Here is a 17,292-nt window from a genome sequence, read left to right on the forward strand (position 1 = left end):
GACTCAATAGGGCCTGAAAAAGGAGGGACTGATGAAGGCCCAGATTAGCGAATCCGCCGAATCGCGGACACAAAAAAGCCGCCTGGCGGGGCGGCTTCTTCTAAGTACAGCGGTAACTCATCTGTGGGGTGAATCATGACGGAATCGAAACTCTCAGGCAAGGGGCTAATCAGCCCCGCGCCACAAAATGAAGATAATGAAAACGTGGCGCGGCAAACCATGAGTTCGCGAGAGATTTCCGAGCTCACCGGAAAACGCCACCCCGACGTGAAGCGCGACATTCAGGCAATGGCTTCCGAGCTGAAAGTCGATGCGAGCAGTTTTGCTCACATTTATCTGGATGGTCGCAATCGCAGGCAAACCGAATACCTCCTCGATCGCGAGCACACTGAGTGCCTGCTGACTGGCTACAGCGCCATGCTGCGTATGCGCGTAATTCGCCGTTGGCGGGAGCTGGAGAACATAGTTCTTGATCCGGCCAAGAAGGTGAACGGCGCTAAGGTCAACGGCGAGATCGCGATCTTTGAATGCTACACGCGCCTGCTCAAGCCTTCGCCTTCCAGCCAAATGGCCATGTTGAACAGAATCGCCGCCAACAACGGCCTGGAATCCAGCTTCTTGCCTAGCTACGCCATCGATGCCGCTCCAGATGCTACTGGCGGCTCATCTATGCAAACCCTACCTCTAACCGATCTGCTGAAGGATCGGGGCATTCGCAGCACTGCCAGGGTGTTCAATCGGTACCTAGCCGAAAAGGGGATCATCAAGAAATGCCAGCGCAACAGCACCAAGCGCGGCGTCGTGGAATTCTGGGCGATCACTGAAAAGGGCCTTCATTTCGGCAAGAACCTGACCAGCCCTAACAGTCCACGCGAAACCCAGCCTCATTGGTATGTCGAGCGGTTCGATGAACTGGCGGAGCTTGTAGGGAAGGGGCGCACATGAAGCTCGTGACAATCGTTGTAGAAAACCCTGTCGACCAGATTCGCCTGGGCATGCGAGTCTCTGGTGGTCGAGTCACTGCCGCTGGAATTGGCGACTACTGCGCCTACACAGAGCTCATGGAGGCCGCCAAGGATCTCGTGTTTCTTATCGAGGAAGGAGCACTCCCGCATGACGCGGCTCTCGAAGCTGCGGCTCAGAAAGCACGCGACCTTATCACTGCGCTCGAGGATGCCGGGGACGGCCTGCACACCCACGACAAGGCCGTGCGGGGTGCAGCATGAGCGATTTCGTCACCCAGAAGAGCGTCAAGGCCAGAAAGCAGCACGACTGTAGCGAGTGCAAGGGATTCATCCCTGCTGGGGAGCGCTACATGCTCATTTCCGGCGCCTTTGAAGGCCAGGGCTTCAGCTTCAAGCGCTGCGGAGCATGCCATCACGCTTTCGTCTGGCTCGACATGACCTTGAGGCTTGGGCCTTTCGGCATGCCGCCAGACGAGGGGATCGAGTTCGGAGCCCTGCGCGCTGAGCTTGCCGAGTATGCCTGCGAGTCTCGATTCACTGACCCCGAGCCACTCAAGCACCTTCACGGCATGGCCGAGCGCTACACCGCCGCACAGAACACCAAGGAGGCCCAATGATGGCCCGTTCAAGAAATATCAAACCAGGGTTCTTCTCGAACGAACACCTGGCAGAACTGGACTTCGCCACTCGCTTGCTGTTCATCGGTCTGTGGACCGAGGCAGACCGTGAAGGGCGCCTTGAGGATCGCCCGCGCCGCCTGAAAATGGCCCTGTTCCCTGCCGACAACGTCGACATCAACCGGATGCTCGATGACCTGGATCATTTGGGGTTCATCAAGCGCTACACCGTCGGTGATGTGAAAGCGATTCAGGTGATCAACTGGTCGAAGCACCAGAACCCGCACGTCAAAGAGGCGAAGAGCACCATCCCTGAAATACCCGGAGTAGAGCGCTCGCAGGGTGAGCACGGTACAAGCATGGTGCAAGCACCAGACTCGCATGGTTCTTTCCCTGCTGATTCCCTCTCTCTTGATTCCGGATTCCTGATTCCTGATTCCCTCAACCCGTCGCCAGCTCCGGTTGATTCGGCCGAGTTGTTTTCGCGGTTCTGGAAGCTGTACCCGCGCAAGGTAGGGAAGGACAAAGCCGAGAAGGCCTGGGCAAAGCTCAAGCTGACCGCTGATTTGTTCGACACCATCGTCACGGCTCTTGCCAAGCATTGCCTGTTGCCTGGCTGGACTAAGGACAAGGGCCAGTTCATCCCTCACGCGGCCACCTGGCTCAACGGCAAGCGCTGGGAGGACGAGGTCGAGGTTCCTGCTGACAACGTCCATCACCTGCCAGCCAGCCGCCACCACGGCTTCGCTGAGCGCGACTACACCTCAGGCTTGAAGCGTCGGGAGGACGGCAGCTATGCGCTCTGAAAAAGTCGTCCAGATCGACCAAGGGGCGGTCGTTGCCCGTATTCAGCCAGCCGAGTGCGAGAAGCACGGCCCCTTCGAGCAGAAGGTCACCATGCTGCTGGGCAAGGCACTGCGCAGTCATTGCCCTGAGTGCGCTCGCATTGCCAAGGAGGAGCGAGAGGCCCGGGCCGAGGCCGAGCAGGCCCTGAACGTGCGCCTGGCGATCTCCCGCAAGCTGGGCGACTCACTGATTCCGAAACGCTTCGCTGATCGCTCTCTGGCGAACTACAAGGCCGAGCACAAGGGCCAGGCCGAGGCTCTGCGCTTCTGCCGCCACTACGTGAAGACCTTCGACCAGATCGCGGAGAGCGGCCGCTGCATGGTGCTGCTGGGCAAGCCTGGTACCGGTAAGACCCACCTTGGCGCCGGCATGGCCAACGACCTGATGCGCAACACCTCGCATTCGGCCGTTTACCGCACTGTCGGCTCGATCCTGCAGGCCATCCGCGCCACCTACGACAGGTCCAGCGAGGCGACCGAGGCGAGCATTCTGGCCAGCCTTATCGAACCCTCCCTGCTGGTGCTGGACGAAGTCGGCGTGAGCAAGGAGCAGCCGAGCGACTTCGAGCTGACGACCTTGTTCGCGATCATCAACGGCCGGTACGAGCAGGTGAAGCCAACGGTGGTGATCTCCAACCTGGACGGCAGTCAGCTGCCAATGGCCATGGGCGAGCGCTGCGTCGACCGCCTGCGCGAGGGCGGAATGATCGTGGTCCCGTTCGAGTGGGAATCGCATCGCGGCAAGGAGGCCATCTGATGACCCCAGCCCAAGAAATCACTGTCGCCCAGCTCAAGAGCCAGGGCTTCGCGCAAATCGTGGAAGGCCGGGAAATCGTCCGAATGACCAAGGGCGCCGACCGCCGTGTCGTGATGGCTGATGGCAGCCAGAAGCGCGGATATCACGTTGAGTTCAAGCGCGCCGGGCAGCCGGTTGGGGAGGGCCTGTGATGAATTCCATTTGGCTGGCATTTGTTTTCGCGCTCTGCGCCGTGGGTGGCTGGGTTGGTGCGCACGAGAGCATCAAGAACGACTGCGACCGCATTGGTGGCTTCTACATCGGCAACACCACTTACAACTGCACCATCGGGAGGGCCAGGCCATGATCATCGAAAAATCGAAGCTCCAGCCCCTGCTTTGGGCAGTGGTAGGAGCCTGGAAGGCTGGTGACCAGGATATGCATTTGCGCACCGACGCGCTGGATGAGTTCCTTGGCGAAAGCACGGTGGAGGAGGTCGCCCTTGGCTTGCTGGCGGAGAACGAGCGGCTCGCTGCCAGTTTGAAGCTCAACTTGTGTGACTACCCGGCAATTCATAACGGCGACCTAGACCTGCTGATCGCGTCTATCGAGGGCGCGTCACAAATCGAATTGGCAAAGGCGAATGGCTGCACGCCACCAAACATCAGCCGCAAGGTGCGTCGCGTAAAGCAGCGACTTGGCTGGCAAGGGGGTATGGGGGCGGTAGAGATCCGCGCTCGTGCCGAACAGCTACGGGCGCTTGCATCGCGAGGTGCGGTTGTAACTGCGGACTTGATTGTCGAGCGCGACCAGCTCAAGGCCGAGAACGAAAAGATGCGCAGCTTTCTCGCAGAAGTGAGCAGAACATCTGGCGACAATTGGGCTGTCATGGCCGCGCGCAACCTGCTTGAGGATGTCGACCATGGCTGACCTGATGCTTCGCACAGAGCAAGATCGCGCCCGCCTGATCGGCTACCTCACTGGCCTAGACCTGGCCAAGCCGCGCCGCCTGACCATCGTCGAGGTCCGGAACAAGCGCAGCGACGCCCAGAACCGTTTGCTGTGGATGTGGAATGGACTGATCCAGGAGCATCTGCGCGATTCCTACGGCCAGGTGGCGAGCGGTGAGGAATGGCACGAGATCCTGGTCGCCAAACTGTGGCCGGCCGAGGTTCATCCGGTAGAGCTGCCCGACGGCACTCGGTACCGCGTTGGCCGGGCCAAGACCCGCAAATTCAACACCCAGCAGATGACTCAGTACCTGGAGCTTCTGGACGCTTACTGCGCCGAGAGCCTGCAGCTGCTCCTACCGCATCCAGAGGACCTGATGATGGCGATCTACGGCGAGCGCCGGGGGAGGGCTGCATGAGTCTTCCAGCTAAGCCGCCTCGCCCGAAGAAGTGCAAAAACTCCGAATGTGGCATCAGCTTCACGCCGCGCCGTCTGGGCCAGACCGTTTGCAGTCCAGCTTGTGGCTTGGCGATCAAGGACGTGAACCAGGACAAGGCCAAGAAGGCGATTGCCCAGCGCGTGCGCCGTGAGGTCCAGGTGCGCAAGGAGAAGCTCAAGACCCGGGCAGACCATATGCGTGAAGCCCAGACCCTGTTCAACGAATTCATCCGCCTGCGCGACGCCGGTCAGCCGTGCATCAGCTGCGACTCACTGCCCAGTGATCACGACCTGATCACCGGCAGCCGCTGGGACGCCGGCCACTACCGGTCTGTAGGCGCCTGCCCGGAGCTGCGGTTCGAGCCTCTCAACGTCCACCGCCAGTGTGTGAAGTGCAACCGCAACCTGTCGGGCAACGCGGTCGAGTACCGAATCCGGCTGGTGCATCGCATCGGCGCCGACCGGGTGGCATTCCTCGAAGGGCCTCATCAGCCCCGCAAGTACACCATCGACGACCTCAAGGCCATCAAGGCCGAGTACCGGGCAAAGATCAAACAGCTGAAGGAGCAAGCAGCATGAACTGGACACCACTCGACACCGCCCAGCTGCTTCTCCTGGGCATGGCAATTCTGGGTGCCTATTGCATCGTGCGGGGCATGGTTATTTCGAATCGCCGGAAAAAGGAGCAGGGCCTGTGAATTATCAGAACGTGGTATCCGCAGTAGTCCGGGCCCTGGCCGCCGAGACGATCAACAGCGCAGGTGGGTGCGACTTCGAGCCGAAGGTTCAGGCAGCCAAGCAGAAGGGCGCTATCGTGGGCAAGGAGGCGGCTTTCCTCTTCGACTGCATGGTGTTCAGCCGCTTGCACAAAAACCTCAGCGCCGAGCACTGGCGGCACCTGGTGGCGAAGTATTCGACACACGTCGACCGCAAGCACGCAGCGATCGAGGAAATCACGCGCACGCATCGCTCTCCTGCGCCGCAGCGATTCCGCCACTGCGCCATCCTGACCTGGGCCATGCCCAAGCTGCCAGGCGTGGACGGGAAGCGCAGCACAAGCGTGCTCCCGGCGGCCTGGTACGAGATGGACAACTGGAGCAACGAGCCTCACCCGATCAAGACTCAGGAGCGCTGGAGGCGTGACATTCGCAAGGCTCTGGAGGGCGCAGTCAATGAGGCTTTGACCGAGGCGCAGCACATTCTCGACCATGAAGGCCTTTTGGTGGCAAATGTCGCTTGACGTTGAGTGAGCCAATGAGCCAATATGCACCCATCCTGTCATTCCTGCGCGTTTAGGAGTGACCCAAAAGAACCCGGCCAAGTGTCGGGTTTTTTATTGCCCGAAGAGGGCCTCAAGAGTCCCGGCCACTGCGCCGGGTTTTTGTGCCTGCAATAAAATTCACTGCAGCCAGGGCAGTCTTCGGGAAGGCCTGGACACTGATAAGCCGGTAGTACAGTGCTACGGAAAAACACCGGCAGCCCGCGCACCCATGCCGTGTACGCTTCATGGGTGGCGCGAGACTGGATCGGTGAGACTGGTGCAGTTGGGTGCCAGCGTCGTGATGGTCTTTGGCAGACGGCGGGAAAGACCGCGCACCTATTCAGGGCCTCGACATTGATCGGGGCCTTTCTGTTTTCGGCTCCGCCACACCCATTGCTCCGAGCTGGGAGTGCTGCTGGAGTCGAATCTAATTCGCTCCCCGAAAGGGAGGAACCCGGATGAACCATATGCCAGACAAACCAGACACCTGGCTCATTGTGCTTGCCTGGCTCAGTCAGCATGCACCCGCTTTCTACGCGGCCGGCCTGGCGGTGTCGATCTCTGCGCTGCGGATTATTTATGGCGGCGGCACCAAGAAGGCGGCCTTCCTCGAAAGCCTGCTTTGTGGCTGCATCACCCTGGCCATGCTCTCGGGGCTCGAGCTACTGGGAATTCCCCAGTCGGCTGCCGGAATCGTCGGTGGGATGATTGGCCTGCTAGGAGTGGACAAGATTCGCGCCTATGCCGATCGATTCACTGGATTCAAGTTGCCCGGGCGCAACCCTGAGCCGTAATCCGCGCCACGTTTTCGAGGTTCATGGGTTTGCGGTGCGTCAACAAGTTCGCGGGCGGGGAAAGAGTTCGTCGGGGTTGAGGCACTCCAGGTTCATCTTCACACATGCTGTTTCTGCCAATGCCCTGGTTGAGTAGCTTGGCTTGAGTCGCAGCTTTTCCTGATTGTCGTAGATGTCAAAGCCACCGGATATGGTGGTTGAGCAATGACGGATACCCTGTCGGAAGGCTTCTTGCTCTATTGGTAACGCCGGAACGATAACGAATCTTAGCTGCATTTTCGTGACTCCCCAGGCAGATCAAGACTTTAGTATTGGTCGTATGCGCGGACTTGGGACGAGAGTTTCGGCATTTGGCGACCGGTGGCGAAGTGCCACTTCACTGGCGTCATGATTCTGTTTTTACCGCCTCGACGTGATTGTGGCGCCACAAATTCAAGGTGCGCCGATTTGTGGCGCGAGCAGAGGGCATACAGATGGGCCAGCTTCCAGATATGACCGGCGCATTCATCATGCTCGGGCTGATGTGCGCCGTAGCAGGGTGGGCATTCATCGAGGGCATGATCTGGGTCTTCTCCCACTTTCGTGTGGTGCTGGCATGAGCAACATCTCCCGGATCCGCCACGAGCTGCCGGTGGGCATGGATATCGTCCATGCGGTCTCAGAGCTCGATGCCGCACTGGTGAAAGCTATTGATGCCGCCAAGGAGGCCGGACTTCCTCAGGGGTTGCTGGTGGGACTGCTGCATGGTCACGCGCACGCCGAGACGCACAAGATGGTGTGCAAGTGAGTGGAGCGACGGCCAGGCCCATGCCGCCTCCTGCTTTGCTTGAGCTGACCGAGCTCTCGATGCTCGGCACCAGGCTTCAGCCAGCACCAGAGGTGGGGGATTGGGTTCAGGCTGCGATCCTCAGTACCGATGGCGAGCTGCACAACCCTGACCATGCTCACCTGATCGATGCGCCGCTTCGCTTCCTATGGGCTTCTGCCTGCTTCGAGAAGCAAGGTCGAACCGTAGTAGGCCAGGCCGAGGCGGTGATGTTCCGCGCTGGTGGCTGGCAGAAGGCTCGGCAAGAGCAACAGATGATCGACTGGTTCGGCGAGGTGCCGGGCTTCGTCATCACCTTGGCTGCGGATTACTGCTCCCAGTGCTCCGACATCGAGTTCTGCGCCCTCATTGAGCATGAGCTTTACCACATTGCCCAAAAGCTCGATCAGTACGGCGCGCCCAAGTTCACCCAGGACGGCCTGCCTAGCCTGACGCTTCGTGGTCATGATGTGGAGGAGTTCGTTGGTGTGGTCCGCCGCTACGGTGCGAGCCACGACGTACAGCAGCTGATCGACGCTGCAAGCCGGCCGCCTGAGGTGGCCAAGATCAACATTTCGAGGGCCTGCGGAACCTGTCTGCTCAAGTCGGCCTGACGCTAGACAGGCATTAGACGGAATCCCAACCTATGGCAGCCCTGAGCAACGAGGTGAAGGCCTTTATCGTTCAGGCGTTGGCCTGCTTCGATACCCCCACCCAGGTGGCTGAGGCCGTCAAGCGTGAATTCAACATCGATGTGACCCGCCAGCAGGTGGAGACGCACGATCCAACAAAGCGCTGCAGCAAGACCCTAGCCAAGCGCTGGGTAACCCTGTTCGCAGACACTCGAGCGCGATTCCGCGAAGAGGCAGCCGAGATACCAATCGCTAACCGGGCCTACCGGCTCCGCACGCTGGGTAGGCTGGCAGAAAAGGTCGAGGGGATGCGCAACTACGGGCTGACCCTTCAAATCCTTGAGCAGGCCGCCAAGGAAGTCGGCGACGTGTACGTGAATCGCCAGACCAAGAACGAGAACCCCCACGACAACGTGCCGCCCACCAGGGTGCAAGTCGACGTGGTGGATGCGAGGAAGCCTGATGCCGACGCTTAACGTGCCTCAGGCCAAGTTCCTCCAGATGGAGAACAAGTTCCGCGGTTTCGTAGCGGGCTTCGGCTCTGGCAAGACCTGGGTAGGCTGCGCGGGCATCTGCAAGCACGTTTGGGAGTGGCCCCGGATCAACTCCGGCTACTTCGCCCCGACTTACCCGCAGATCCGCGACATCTTCTTCCCGACGATCGAGGAGGTTGCCTTCGACTGGGGCCTGAGGGTCAAGACGAAGGAGAGCGACAAAGAGGTCGAGTTCTATAGCGGCGGCCAGTACCGCAGCACGACCATCTGCCGCTCGATGGAGAAGCCCCAGACCATCGTTGGCTTCAAGATCGGGCACGCCTTGGTCGACGAGCTCGATGTTATGCCCGCGATGAAGGCTGAGCATGCCTGGCGCAAGATCATTGCCCGGATGCGCTACAACATGCCGGGCCTGAAGAACGGCGTTGACGTGACCACCACCCCCGAGGGGTTCAAGTTCGTCTATCAGCAGTTCGTGAAGCAGCTGCGCGAGAAGCCGGCGCTGAAAGACATGTATGGCCTGGTCCAGGCGAGCACGTTCGACAACGAGCTGAACCTGCCGACCGACTACATCCCGTCCCTGATGGAGTCATACCCGGCACAGCTGATCCTGGCTTACCTGAATGGCCAGTTCGTAAACCTCAACGCGGGTTCGATCTACCACGCCTATGACCGCAAGCTGAATACCTGCTTCGACTCAGTCGAGGCGGGAGAGCCGCTGTTCATCGGCATGGACTTTAACGTCGGTAAGATGGCGGCAATCACGCACGTCAAGCGCAGTGACGGCAAGCCCAGGGCGGTGGATGAGCTGATCGACGGCTTCGATACCCCGGACATGATCCGGCGCATCAAAGAGCGCTACTGGCGGCACAACGGCAAGGACTACGAGAAGACCTGCGAGATCAGGATCTACCCGGATGCCTCTGGTGGTTCGCGCAAGTCTGTCAATGCCAGTGAGACGGACATCGCCATCCTGCGCCAGGCCGGCTTCGCTGTGATCGCGCCAGACGCCAACCCGCCAGTGAAAGACCGCATCAACGCCATGAACGCGATGTTCTGCAACGCGAATGGAGAGCGTCGCTATCTGATCAACCCGCTGCGCTGCCCGACCTACGCGGATGGACTAGAGCAGCAGGTGTGGGCAGCCAACGGCGAGCCTGACAAGAAGTCGGGTGTCGACCACGCGAACGATGCGGGCGGCTACTTCATCCACCACGACTACCCGATCAGCAGGCCGGTCACTCACGTTCCAATCTCGTTCACTTTCTGAGGCCACCCATGCCGAATTTCAGTCCCCGGGCAGAGTACTCGGAAGCCTTGCCCGGCTGGCAGCTGGTCAAGCGCTGCGTGGCCGGCGCCCGCGAGGTACGCAAGCACGATATCTACCTGCCGATGCCGGACCCGGAGAACAAATCCCCGGAGAACCTAGCGCGCTACAAGCAGTACAAGAAGCGGGCGATGTTCCTGAACATCACCGGGCGCACGCGCACCGGCCTGCTGGGCGCGGTCTTCCGCAAGACTGCGGAGCTGGAGCTTCCCGCTGGGGTCGAGTACCTCAAAGAGAACGCGAGCGGCGACGGCGCGAGCCTGGAGCAGCTCTCCAAGGATGCCGTGGGCGAATGCCTGGACGCCGGCCGGGGTGGGTTCCTTGTGGACTTCCCTGCGGTTGAGGGCGTGTCCTCTATGGCTGACATGCAGGGGCGCAGCGCGTTGATTCACCACTATGGCGCCGAGTCGATCATCGACTGGGATGAGCAGGTGGTCGATGGCGTAAAGCGACTGGTCTATGTCTGCCTGCTGGAGTGCGTGTCCGTGTTCAGCGCAGAAAGCCTGGAGCGGACCACGGGCACCCAGTTCCGAGTGCTGCTGCTGGTTGATGGCCGCTATGTGCAGCGTGTTTACGCCGAAGACGGCAACACCTACACCGAGGTCGCGCCGCTCGACAAGAACGGCCGCCCCTTCGACCACATCCTATTCAGCTTCTACGGCGCCCAGAACAACGACGCCAGCGTCGACAAGTCGCCCTTGGAAGACCTGGCCGACGTGAACATCCTGCACTACGGCAACAGCGCTACGGTGGAGGAGAGCGGGTTCATCAGCAGTCAGCCGACGCTGTTCATCACCACTGATATCACCGCTGATGACTTCGCCAAGCTGAACCCGAACGGCATGCACATCGGATCGACTCGCGGCTATAACCTCGGCAAGAGCGGTACCGCAACCCTGGTCCAGGCAACCGAGAGCCAGCTGGCTCGCACGCTGCTCAAGGACAAGGAGGAGCAGATGCTGATGATCGGTGCTCGCATCGTCCAGCAGGCTGGTGGCGCCGAGACTGCCGAAGCGGTGCGCATCCGGTACAGCTCCGATAACAGCGTACTGGGCACCATCGCCGGCAACGTGTCGGAGGCCCTGAAGCGGGCCATCCTCGACGCTGAGCGGTTCATGATGGGCGAGCCGGACGAGGCTGGTACTGTCTTCTGGCTCAACCAATCGTTCTTCGACGAGACCATGACTGCCCAGGACATCCTGGCCCAGGTCCAGCTCTGGCAGCAGGGCTTCATTGCGAAGTCTGATGTTCGGACCAACCTGCGCCAGGGTGGCGTACTTGAGGCTGATCGGACTGACGAGCTGATCGACGAAGAACTGGCACGCGAACCACCGGTGGGCGGCGATGAGTAACGAAGGCTATCTGACCGATGCGGCCACGCGGCACCAGGTGCATGTCCAGCGCTACGCCGGAGGCACTCTGAAGAAGCTGGCCAAGTTCATCAGCAAGGCCATCAGCACAGCCAAGGCGCGCGTTGCCGACGGGTTGAGCCTGTACGGCAGCAAGCGCTACGAGCGGCAGATACAGGCATTGCAGGGCGATCTGGCGACCATCTACGGCGACATGAAGAGGCAGGCCATTCTGGATCTGACAGAATTCGGCGGCTACGAGGCCGAGTTCAACATGACGCTGCTGGGCAAGGTCGTGAAGACGGTCGTCCAGCTGAACACGCCAGTACCAGCCCAGATCGCAGCGGCGGCCCTGGCCGATCCGATGGACCTTGAAGTCGGGAAGGGCAGGCAGCGCATCAGCATTGCTGGCGCTCTGGATGAGTTCGGCACCAAGAAGTCGGCCGAAATCATCAGCCAGATTCGGGTTGGTTCAGCCTTGGGCGAAACCAGCGACCAGATCGCCAGGCGCCTGGCCCCGCTTGGTGTGAAGCAAAAGGAGCAGGCTGCAGCACTGGTCAACACCATGACCAACCACATCGCCAGTACGGCGCGCGTGGAAGTGCTCAAGGACAACGACGACATCCTCAAAGGTATGCGCCGCATTGCCACCTTGGACAGCCGCACGACGCTTCTGTGCATGAGCTTGGATCAAACCATCATCCCGCTGGACGGGCCCCGGCCTCCGTATCACTGGCGCTGCCGTACCACGCTGGTGCCGGTGCTCAAGGACGAATACGCCCGCGAGATTCCAGGCTCTACGCGTCCCTCTGTCGGGCCGGATGGTGTCGAGCAGGTCAGCAGCAAGACCAGCTACGGCGAATGGCTTGCCCGGCAGCCTGTGGCGTTCCAGAAGGACGTGCTCGGTCCGGCTCGCTATGAGCTGTTCAGCAAAGGCGAGCTGCCCATCGACCGGTTCGTCGACGACAACGGCAAGACACTGACCCTTCAGCAGCTGCGCGAGCGTGAGCCTATGGCTTTCGAGCGGGCAGGCATGAACTGATCCGCGCCACAAAACACCACATCGCGCTTTCGTGGCGCGCACTTTCCAAGCCCTGGCTGAGCCGGGGCTTTTTTGTATCCGCAGGCAGGGCCTGCACTACGTCTCTGGGAGACAGCAATGACCTTGAAATTCCAACTGGACAGCCTCGAAGGCGTCGACGAATCCATTCAGGCTCTGTACGTCGAGAAGGACGGCAAATTCGTTCTCGGCATCGAAGGGCTGCCACAGCCTGAGGATGTTTCTGGCCTGAAGTCGAAGGTCCAGGAGCTGCTGGATGAGAAGAAGGCTGCCGACAAGGCCCGCAAGGATGCCGAAGAGCAGGCCCGCTTGGAGCGCGAAGAGGCATTGCGCAAGTCGGGCAACGTCGAAGAGCTCGAGAAGTCCTGGTCCGAGAAGTACGCGCGCCGCGAAGCAGAGCTGACCGGCACACTCGAAAGCGAGCGCACCACTCTGCAAGGCCAGATTCGGGATCTGACTGTGGGCCGCACCGCTACCGAGATCGCGACCACTCTGGCCATCCCAGGCAGCGCCAAGGCATTGCTCCCCCATATCGAACGCCGGCTGAGCGTCGAGCAGCGCGACGGTAAACCCACCGTTGTCGTGCTGGACGCGGCCGGCAAGCTCTCGGCGGCAACGCTGGATGAGCTGAAAGCTGAATTCACCAACGATCCGGCCTTCGGTCCGCTGATCGCTGGTAGCAAAGCATCTGGCGGCGGGGCCGGAGGTGCTGGAAAGGGCGGCGGGGCCGCAAAAGGAAAAATCGGCGGCACCAAAGAGGAACGCACGGCAGCAATCGCTGACCGGTTCCCAGACCTCCCACTGAAATAAGGAAAAACACCCATGTCCCTGTCGCAAATGCAGGTTTTCAACGAATACATCATGCCGGCGACCATCGAAACGCTGGACCAGATGCTCGTTGCGTTCAACGCCGCCAGCCGCGGCGCAATCGTGCTGTCCCCGGACGGCTTCACCGGCGACTTCCTGCAGGAGTCTTTCTTCCAGACCCTGGCCGCCGCCCAGCGCCGCGTAGATCGCTACGCTGCCAACGGCGCCGCGCCGATCACCGACCTGACCGAGCTGAAGAACAGCTCGGTTAAAGTCGCCGGCGGCTTCGGCCCGGTGCGCTACGAGCCATCCCAGATGACCTGGCTGGAGCGTCCCACCGCCCAGGGCATCGAAGTTGCTTCGCGCGCCTTCGCTGAGATCCTGCTGAAGGATCAGCTGAACACTGCTATCGCCGCTCTGGTGGCTGCGATCACCGCCCAGGCCGCAGCAGTAAACGACGTGTCCGCCACTGCCGGTATTACCTATGCCGGCCTGAACAACGCCCACGCGAAGTTCGGTGATGCCAGCCAGAACCTGATCACCCAGGTAATGCAGGGCACCACCTACCACAAGCTGATCGGTCAGAACCTGGCTAACCAGCAGCAGCTGTTCCAGGCGGGCAACGTCCGAGTGATCGACATTCTCGGCAAGGTGTCGGTGGTCACCGATGCTCCTGCTCTGATGCAGGCGGGTGTCGATCCGGCGCCGGACAAGGAAATCATCCTTTCCCTGGTCCAGGGTGCAGCTCTGGTGCATGACGGTCGCGACATGATCAGCAACGTCGACACCACCAACGGCAAAGAGCGCATCGAAACCACGCTGCAGGTTGATTACACCTTCGGCCTGGGCCTGAAGGGCTACACCTGGGACACCGTCGCTGGCGGCAAGTCCCCGACCGATGCCGAGCTGGCGACCGGCACCAACTGGGACAAGACCGCCACCAGCATCAAGCACACCGCTGGTACGGCCCTGATCGGCGACGCCTCCAAGTAATCCAGTGATAGCGGGCCGGGCACGTCGCCTGGCTCGCTGAGGAAAAAGTCATGATCAAGAACAACATCTGGTACCTGGCAGGCCCGTTCCACCAGTACCGGGAAAACGTGAAGGCCTTGGCCCAAGAGCACGGCCTGCGCATTGTCGACGCCAACGCTGCCCAGAGCCGCGAGGGGGAGGCCGAGGACGTGCCTGAGGTGACCATCCGGCCTGAGCTGAAGGCCGTTGTTGTGGCGCCAGGCATCGGCCATCAGGACATGGAGTATCTGCGCTCTCAGCTCGGTGCCATCGAAGAGCTGGCTGTATCGCTGGAGTCTGGGGTCCTGGATGTTCCGCGCGGCGATGGTGTGGCGCTGCGAATCCATGAATCTGTAGTTGCACTACACAAGGACTTGGAGGCGCAGTCCGATCAACTTGTGTTGGTTCGGAAAATCGTTGAATCGTTCGCCGCGCAGAGCTTGGAGCGGCCAGAAGGTGAGCTTGGCGAAACCACTGACCACCTGCTCAAGGTGCTTGAAGCGGTCAACGCCGGAATTGCCAGCCTCCAGCGCGAGCGCGATGGGGAAGTCGAGAAGGCTCAGGATCTGCAGCGCAAACTGGATGAGTTCGTGGCGCAAACCGCTCAGGGCCGACAGGTGCCTGACGAAGAGCGAGAGGCGAAAGAAGTCGCGGAGCTCAAGGCTCGACTCGACGCCGCCAGCGTCAGCTACCGAGCCAATGCCTCGAAAGAGTCGCTTCAGAAATTGATCGACGATCTGTCGAAGGCGTAACACCGGGGCTACGGCCCCATTCATTCAAGCGGAGGCCTGATGGCTACCTACATCACTGTGGCCGACGTCGACGAGATCCTCGGCCCAGACTGGACCACCGAGGACAAGAAGGCCGGCGCAGTCATGCAGGCCAACGCTTACCTGACCTCACTGAACCTGGTCGGCGTCGACATGGACAATGTGCCTGACGATGTAAAGCAAGCTGGCGCCCAACTGGCCAAGTGCGCAGCCGAGGGCAAGCTGTACCAGCAGCAGACTGAAGGCTCGCTTGAGTCCAAGACGGTCAAAGCCGGTTCGGTATCGACCAGCAAGTCTTTCGGTGCGCTCGACCGGTCGAGCAAGGCCGCTCAGCCTGCGTGCGTGCAGTTGGCCCTGGCCCTGCTAACACCTTGGCGCAGCAATCCTTTCGCTTTTGCTGTAAAGAGGGGGTAGCCATGGGGCTGCGCGACGATGTGCAGGCCGATCTGGCCGAGGCCTTCGATGAAGACCTAGCCGATGCGGTATCGACTTTTACCGGCACCTACATGGGCCCTGGTGTCTGGGACCCAGTCAACGAGACGACCACGGCCCAGCCAGTGACCTACACGGGGCGCGGCATCCTCGACGCCTACGATAGCCGACGCATCGACGGGGTGAACATCCTCGTTGGTGATGTGCTGCTGATCTGCCTGGCCAACGAGGTCACCGACAAGCCTGCCGTAGGGCACAAGATCACTGCCGAAGACCTGCTCACCGGCGAGCAGGCGACCTACACCATCGTCAGTCCCGGTATTGACCCGGCCAAGGCCCACTATGAGATCCAGCTGAGGAGGTGACCATGGCCAAGGGAAGAGGGTGGAGCGTTCCACCATCAGCATTCCGGGAGGAGGTGGACGAGGCGGTGGCCACCAGGTCTCGGGTCATCGCTATGGCCATGCTTCGGGAGATCGTTTTCAAGTCCCCTGTAGGTAACCCTGATCTCTGGAAGGTCAACACTGAACAAAGGGCCCGAAATGTCTCGCAGGCAGACGCCTATGACGCGGTGGCCCTGTCTCTCGGCAACAAGAAGCTGACGAAGAAAGAGCGGGACCAGAACTTCTATGTGAACGACTTGGCCGCAGGCAAAGGCTACGTCGGCGGGAGGTTCCGTGCGAACAACATCGTGACGATAGGCGACCCTAGCTATTCCCAGTTGGATGCTACGGACGCCAATGGCTCAGCCACGATAGCGAAAGGCGCGGCCGTGTTGAACGGTGTTTCCGCCTACTCCGTCGTGTACATCCAGAACAACCTGCCATACGCGGAGCGCCTGGAGGACGGCCATTCCACCCAGGCGCCAGGAGGCGTCTATGCCGTCTCCTTCCATGGTGTCTCACAGGCCTACAGCTCATGACCTTTGAACAGATCCGCAACATCGTCATCGGGCGCATGCAGCAGTGGACCGGTATCCCAGCGGAGAATGTGGACTACCCGAACAACGCCAAGCCATTCGATCCGGCTGGCAAGACCATCTGGGCGCGCCTGGCCGATATTCCTGGCCTGAGCAGTACTCCAGAGGTCGGAGTAGGGCCATGCGTTCGCCGCACTGGGATCATCGTTATTCAGCTGTTCGTTCCGACCTACGAGGGCACTTTGGCGATCACGCGAGCTGCTGACACGCTGGTAGAACAGTTCGAGTTCTACAGCGATCCCACCGGCCCATTTGAGTGTCATGCGGCGTCCGCCCAGGTCGTCGGGGACGACGGCAACAACTGGTACCAGGTAAACGTGCGGATTCCATACCGGGCCTACTGAGCCCCAATTCAGTTTCTGGTCACAGCTAGGGGGCACCTGAAAGCGCCTTCCCTGGGGCGTTGCTGTGGCCGATCTATTTCCAGGGCTATTGCAGGGGATACACCATGGACAAACTGATTATCGGCGATACCGAACTGAGCGTGATTGATCATGGCGGGCAGCCCTGTCTAACGCTGTCGGAAGTCGCTATTGCGCTTTACGGAAAAGGGGGCGACCAAACTGACGCACCCTTTGATTCTGCTGTGCGCCAGGTGCAGAAGCTATACACGCGGCATGCCGATGAGTTCACCAAGACCATGACTGGCATGGTCAAGATGCAGACACGCGGCGGCGAACAGTATGTGCGCGTATTCAGCCTTCGTGGCGCCCACCTGCTCGGCATGTTTGCTCGAACCGAGCGCGCCAAGCAGTTCCGTCGCGCCGTACTTGATGTGCTGGACGAGCAGGTTCGCCAGGGCGAGACGCTCAGCGCCGAGTTTCAGCGAACTCTTCTCGAGTACAGCGGCAAGCAGGCCTTGGCCAGCCTCTGCGGGAAAGGCCTGCGTCAGTGGCAAAGGCAGAAGCCTCCGCTTGAAGCGAAGCTTGACGATCTTGCCTCGCAGATGCAGCCATCCCTGCCTCTTCATTGATCTCGTAAATGTGATCTCGGCTCACAATTAGCCGACCAAAACCTCG

29 protein-coding genes are annotated in these 17,292 nt (G+C 60.6%); 28 read left to right on the forward strand and 1 reads right to left on the reverse strand.

Annotated features, from left to right (window positions below; all coding sequences use genetic code 11):
- Positions 1-219 precede the first annotated feature (219 nt).
- The 13 genes from H621_RS0102240 to H621_RS0102300 all read left to right on the forward strand — a co-directional run bounded on the left by H621_RS0102240 (position 220) and on the right by H621_RS0102300 (position 6,607).
- The gene (locus tag H621_RS0102240; protein WP_084167905.1) at positions 220-945 is read left to right on the forward strand and encodes a Rha family transcriptional regulator; all 726 of its coding nucleotides are present in this window, start codon (positions 220-222) and stop codon (positions 943-945) included.
- Entirely contained in the window at positions 942-1,226 is a 285-nt protein-coding gene (locus tag H621_RS0102245) for a hypothetical protein (RefSeq protein ID WP_028941803.1), read from the forward strand. Before H621_RS0102240 ends, H621_RS0102245 begins: the two co-directional genes overlap by 4 nt.
- Positions 1,223-1,582 (forward strand): hypothetical protein, encoded by a 360-nt coding sequence (locus tag H621_RS26820; RefSeq protein WP_036989317.1) that lies wholly within the window; start codon positions 1,223-1,225, stop codon positions 1,580-1,582. The genes H621_RS0102245 and H621_RS26820 overlap by 4 nt, the downstream gene beginning before the upstream one ends.
- Complete coding sequence (locus tag H621_RS0102255) at positions 1,582-2,388, forward strand: hypothetical protein (protein ID WP_028941804.1); 807 nt, start codon at positions 1,582-1,584, stop codon at positions 2,386-2,388. The genes H621_RS26820 and H621_RS0102255 overlap by 1 nt, the downstream gene beginning before the upstream one ends.
- Complete coding sequence (locus H621_RS0102260) at positions 2,378-3,184, forward strand: ATP-binding protein (RefSeq protein WP_028941805.1); 807 nt, start codon at positions 2,378-2,380, stop codon at positions 3,182-3,184. The genes H621_RS0102255 and H621_RS0102260 overlap by 11 nt, the downstream gene beginning before the upstream one ends.
- On the forward strand, positions 3,184-3,375 hold the full coding sequence (locus H621_RS0102265; RefSeq protein ID WP_028941806.1) for a hypothetical protein: 192 nt from the start codon (positions 3,184-3,186) through the stop codon (positions 3,373-3,375). Before H621_RS0102260 ends, H621_RS0102265 begins: the two co-directional genes overlap by 1 nt.
- Positions 3,375-3,530, forward strand: a complete 156-nt coding sequence (locus H621_RS28675; protein WP_167332085.1) for a hypothetical protein — start codon at positions 3,375-3,377, stop codon at positions 3,528-3,530. Before H621_RS0102265 ends, H621_RS28675 begins: the two co-directional genes overlap by 1 nt.
- On the forward strand, positions 3,527-4,093 hold the full coding sequence (locus tag H621_RS26825; RefSeq protein WP_036989318.1) for a hypothetical protein: 567 nt from the start codon (positions 3,527-3,529) through the stop codon (positions 4,091-4,093). Before H621_RS28675 ends, H621_RS26825 begins: the two co-directional genes overlap by 4 nt.
- On the forward strand, positions 4,086-4,532 hold the full coding sequence (locus tag H621_RS0102280; RefSeq protein WP_028941807.1) for a recombination protein NinB: 447 nt from the start codon (positions 4,086-4,088) through the stop codon (positions 4,530-4,532). Before H621_RS26825 ends, H621_RS0102280 begins: the two co-directional genes overlap by 8 nt.
- On the forward strand, positions 4,529-5,131 hold the full coding sequence (locus tag H621_RS0102285) for a recombination protein NinG (protein WP_028941808.1): 603 nt from the start codon (positions 4,529-4,531) through the stop codon (positions 5,129-5,131). The genes H621_RS0102280 and H621_RS0102285 overlap by 4 nt, the downstream gene beginning before the upstream one ends.
- Positions 5,128-5,250, forward strand: a complete 123-nt coding sequence (locus H621_RS29075; RefSeq protein WP_280643198.1) for a hypothetical protein — start codon at positions 5,128-5,130, stop codon at positions 5,248-5,250. Before H621_RS0102285 ends, H621_RS29075 begins: the two co-directional genes overlap by 4 nt.
- Positions 5,247-5,792 (forward strand): hypothetical protein, encoded by a 546-nt coding sequence (locus tag H621_RS0102295; RefSeq protein ID WP_028941809.1) that lies wholly within the window; start codon positions 5,247-5,249, stop codon positions 5,790-5,792. Before H621_RS29075 ends, H621_RS0102295 begins: the two co-directional genes overlap by 4 nt.
- 479 nt (positions 5,793-6,271) lie before the next feature.
- Entirely contained in the window at positions 6,272-6,607 is a 336-nt protein-coding gene (locus tag H621_RS0102300) for a phage holin, lambda family (RefSeq protein ID WP_028941810.1), read from the forward strand.
- Between the two features lie 39 nt (positions 6,608-6,646).
- Here the strand turns inward: H621_RS0102300 and H621_RS28900 are convergent, their stop codons facing one another.
- Entirely contained in the window at positions 6,647-6,883 is a 237-nt protein-coding gene (locus H621_RS28900) for a hypothetical protein (protein WP_084167906.1), read from the reverse strand.
- Between the two features lie 197 nt (positions 6,884-7,080).
- On the opposite strand from H621_RS28900, the gene H621_RS29080 reads away from it, so the two are divergent.
- The 15 genes from H621_RS29080 (at position 7,081) to H621_RS26830 (ending at position 17,246) form a co-directional block, all read left to right on the forward strand.
- Positions 7,081-7,206, forward strand: coding sequence for a hypothetical protein (locus H621_RS29080; RefSeq protein ID WP_280643199.1), 126 nt, complete (start codon positions 7,081-7,083; stop codon positions 7,204-7,206).
- Positions 7,203-7,394: a hypothetical protein gene (locus H621_RS0102310; protein WP_028941811.1), complete on the forward strand. Its 192-nt coding sequence runs from the start codon at positions 7,203-7,205 to the stop codon at positions 7,392-7,394. Before H621_RS29080 ends, H621_RS0102310 begins: the two co-directional genes overlap by 4 nt.
- A 20-nt stretch (positions 7,395-7,414) precedes the next feature.
- Positions 7,415-8,026, forward strand: a complete 612-nt coding sequence (locus H621_RS0102315) for a putative metallopeptidase (RefSeq protein ID WP_028941812.1) — start codon at positions 7,415-7,417, stop codon at positions 8,024-8,026.
- 32 nt (positions 8,027-8,058) lie between these two features.
- Positions 8,059-8,520 (forward strand): DUF2280 domain-containing protein, encoded by a 462-nt coding sequence (locus H621_RS0102320; protein WP_028941813.1) that lies wholly within the window; start codon positions 8,059-8,061, stop codon positions 8,518-8,520.
- Positions 8,507-9,808 carry a terminase large subunit domain-containing protein gene (locus tag H621_RS0102325; protein ID WP_028941814.1) on the forward strand — a complete coding sequence of 434 codons (1,302 nt, stop codon included), beginning with the start codon at positions 8,507-8,509 and terminating at the stop codon, positions 9,806-9,808. Before H621_RS0102320 ends, H621_RS0102325 begins: the two co-directional genes overlap by 14 nt.
- 8 nt (positions 9,809-9,816) lie before the next feature.
- The gene (locus H621_RS0102330; RefSeq protein ID WP_028941815.1) at positions 9,817-11,217 is read left to right on the forward strand and encodes a DUF4055 domain-containing protein; all 1,401 of its coding nucleotides are present in this window, start codon (positions 9,817-9,819) and stop codon (positions 11,215-11,217) included.
- Positions 11,210-12,256 (forward strand): structural protein, encoded by a 1,047-nt coding sequence (locus H621_RS0102335; protein ID WP_028941816.1) that lies wholly within the window; start codon positions 11,210-11,212, stop codon positions 12,254-12,256. Before H621_RS0102330 ends, H621_RS0102335 begins: the two co-directional genes overlap by 8 nt.
- A 117-nt stretch (positions 12,257-12,373) precedes the next feature.
- Positions 12,374-13,084, forward strand: coding sequence for a hypothetical protein (locus H621_RS0102340; protein WP_028941817.1), 711 nt, complete (start codon positions 12,374-12,376; stop codon positions 13,082-13,084).
- 12 nt (positions 13,085-13,096) lie between these two features.
- A complete protein-coding gene (locus H621_RS0102345; RefSeq protein WP_028941818.1) occupies positions 13,097-14,074 on the forward strand; it encodes a major capsid protein in 978 nt (325 codons plus the stop codon).
- Between the two features lie 50 nt (positions 14,075-14,124).
- On the forward strand, positions 14,125-14,844 hold the full coding sequence (locus tag H621_RS0102350) for a hypothetical protein (RefSeq protein WP_028941819.1): 720 nt from the start codon (positions 14,125-14,127) through the stop codon (positions 14,842-14,844).
- Between the two features lie 39 nt (positions 14,845-14,883).
- Positions 14,884-15,276: a hypothetical protein gene (locus H621_RS0102355; protein ID WP_028941820.1), complete on the forward strand. Its 393-nt coding sequence runs from the start codon at positions 14,884-14,886 to the stop codon at positions 15,274-15,276.
- Between the two features lie 2 nt (positions 15,277-15,278).
- Positions 15,279-15,659, forward strand: coding sequence for a hypothetical protein (locus tag H621_RS0102360; RefSeq protein WP_028941821.1), 381 nt, complete (start codon positions 15,279-15,281; stop codon positions 15,657-15,659).
- A 2-nt stretch (positions 15,660-15,661) separates the two neighbouring features.
- Positions 15,662-16,216, forward strand: coding sequence for a hypothetical protein (locus H621_RS0102365; protein ID WP_028941822.1), 555 nt, complete (start codon positions 15,662-15,664; stop codon positions 16,214-16,216).
- Entirely contained in the window at positions 16,213-16,617 is a 405-nt protein-coding gene (locus H621_RS0102370) for a phage tail terminator-like protein (protein ID WP_028941823.1), read from the forward strand. Before H621_RS0102365 ends, H621_RS0102370 begins: the two co-directional genes overlap by 4 nt.
- 104 nt (positions 16,618-16,721) lie before the next feature.
- Positions 16,722-17,246: a hypothetical protein gene (locus H621_RS26830; RefSeq protein ID WP_051270380.1), complete on the forward strand. Its 525-nt coding sequence runs from the start codon at positions 16,722-16,724 to the stop codon at positions 17,244-17,246.
- Positions 17,247-17,292 lie beyond the last annotated feature (46 nt).

Origin of the sequence: Pseudomonas vranovensis DSM 16006 (genome assembly GCF_000425805.1) — a bacterium.
GTDB lineage: Bacteria > Pseudomonadota > Gammaproteobacteria > Pseudomonadales > Pseudomonadaceae > Aquipseudomonas > Aquipseudomonas vranovensis.

Coding starts and splice junctions, on each gene's coding strand:
- H621_RS0102240 (WP_084167905.1), top strand. CDS start 220: ATGAGTTCGCGAGAGATTTCCGAGCTCACCGGAAAACGCCACCCCGAC.
- H621_RS0102245 (WP_028941803.1), top strand. CDS start 942: ATGAAGCTCGTGACAATCGTTGTAGAAAACCCTGTCGACCAGATTCGC.
- H621_RS26820 (WP_036989317.1), top strand. CDS start 1,223: ATGAGCGATTTCGTCACCCAGAAGAGCGTCAAGGCCAGAAAGCAGCAC.
- H621_RS0102255 (WP_028941804.1), top strand. CDS start 1,582: ATGGCCCGTTCAAGAAATATCAAACCAGGGTTCTTCTCGAACGAACAC.
- H621_RS0102260 (WP_028941805.1), top strand. CDS start 2,378: ATGCGCTCTGAAAAAGTCGTCCAGATCGACCAAGGGGCGGTCGTTGCC.
- H621_RS0102265 (WP_028941806.1), top strand. CDS start 3,184: ATGACCCCAGCCCAAGAAATCACTGTCGCCCAGCTCAAGAGCCAGGGC.
- H621_RS28675 (WP_167332085.1), top strand. CDS start 3,375: ATGAATTCCATTTGGCTGGCATTTGTTTTCGCGCTCTGCGCCGTGGGT.
- H621_RS26825 (WP_036989318.1), top strand. CDS start 3,527: ATGATCATCGAAAAATCGAAGCTCCAGCCCCTGCTTTGGGCAGTGGTA.
- H621_RS0102280 (WP_028941807.1), top strand. CDS start 4,086: ATGGCTGACCTGATGCTTCGCACAGAGCAAGATCGCGCCCGCCTGATC.
- H621_RS0102285 (WP_028941808.1), top strand. CDS start 4,529: ATGAGTCTTCCAGCTAAGCCGCCTCGCCCGAAGAAGTGCAAAAACTCC.
- H621_RS29075 (WP_280643198.1), top strand. CDS start 5,128: ATGAACTGGACACCACTCGACACCGCCCAGCTGCTTCTCCTGGGCATG.
- H621_RS0102300 (WP_028941810.1), top strand. CDS start 6,272: ATGAACCATATGCCAGACAAACCAGACACCTGGCTCATTGTGCTTGCC.
- H621_RS28900 (WP_084167906.1), bottom strand. CDS start 6,883: ATGCAGCTAAGATTCGTTATCGTTCCGGCGTTACCAATAGAGCAAGAA.
- H621_RS29080 (WP_280643199.1), top strand. CDS start 7,081: ATGGGCCAGCTTCCAGATATGACCGGCGCATTCATCATGCTCGGGCTG.
- H621_RS0102310 (WP_028941811.1), top strand. CDS start 7,203: ATGAGCAACATCTCCCGGATCCGCCACGAGCTGCCGGTGGGCATGGAT.
- H621_RS0102315 (WP_028941812.1), top strand. CDS start 7,415: ATGCCGCCTCCTGCTTTGCTTGAGCTGACCGAGCTCTCGATGCTCGGC.
- H621_RS0102320 (WP_028941813.1), top strand. CDS start 8,059: ATGGCAGCCCTGAGCAACGAGGTGAAGGCCTTTATCGTTCAGGCGTTG.
- H621_RS0102325 (WP_028941814.1), top strand. CDS start 8,507: ATGCCGACGCTTAACGTGCCTCAGGCCAAGTTCCTCCAGATGGAGAAC.
- H621_RS0102330 (WP_028941815.1), top strand. CDS start 9,817: ATGCCGAATTTCAGTCCCCGGGCAGAGTACTCGGAAGCCTTGCCCGGC.
- H621_RS0102335 (WP_028941816.1), top strand. CDS start 11,210: ATGAGTAACGAAGGCTATCTGACCGATGCGGCCACGCGGCACCAGGTG.
- H621_RS0102340 (WP_028941817.1), top strand. CDS start 12,374: ATGACCTTGAAATTCCAACTGGACAGCCTCGAAGGCGTCGACGAATCC.
- H621_RS0102345 (WP_028941818.1), top strand. CDS start 13,097: ATGTCCCTGTCGCAAATGCAGGTTTTCAACGAATACATCATGCCGGCG.
- H621_RS0102350 (WP_028941819.1), top strand. CDS start 14,125: ATGATCAAGAACAACATCTGGTACCTGGCAGGCCCGTTCCACCAGTAC.
- H621_RS0102355 (WP_028941820.1), top strand. CDS start 14,884: ATGGCTACCTACATCACTGTGGCCGACGTCGACGAGATCCTCGGCCCA.
- H621_RS0102360 (WP_028941821.1), top strand. CDS start 15,279: ATGGGGCTGCGCGACGATGTGCAGGCCGATCTGGCCGAGGCCTTCGAT.
- H621_RS0102365 (WP_028941822.1), top strand. CDS start 15,662: ATGGCCAAGGGAAGAGGGTGGAGCGTTCCACCATCAGCATTCCGGGAG.
- H621_RS0102370 (WP_028941823.1), top strand. CDS start 16,213: ATGACCTTTGAACAGATCCGCAACATCGTCATCGGGCGCATGCAGCAG.
- H621_RS26830 (WP_051270380.1), top strand. CDS start 16,722: ATGGACAAACTGATTATCGGCGATACCGAACTGAGCGTGATTGATCAT.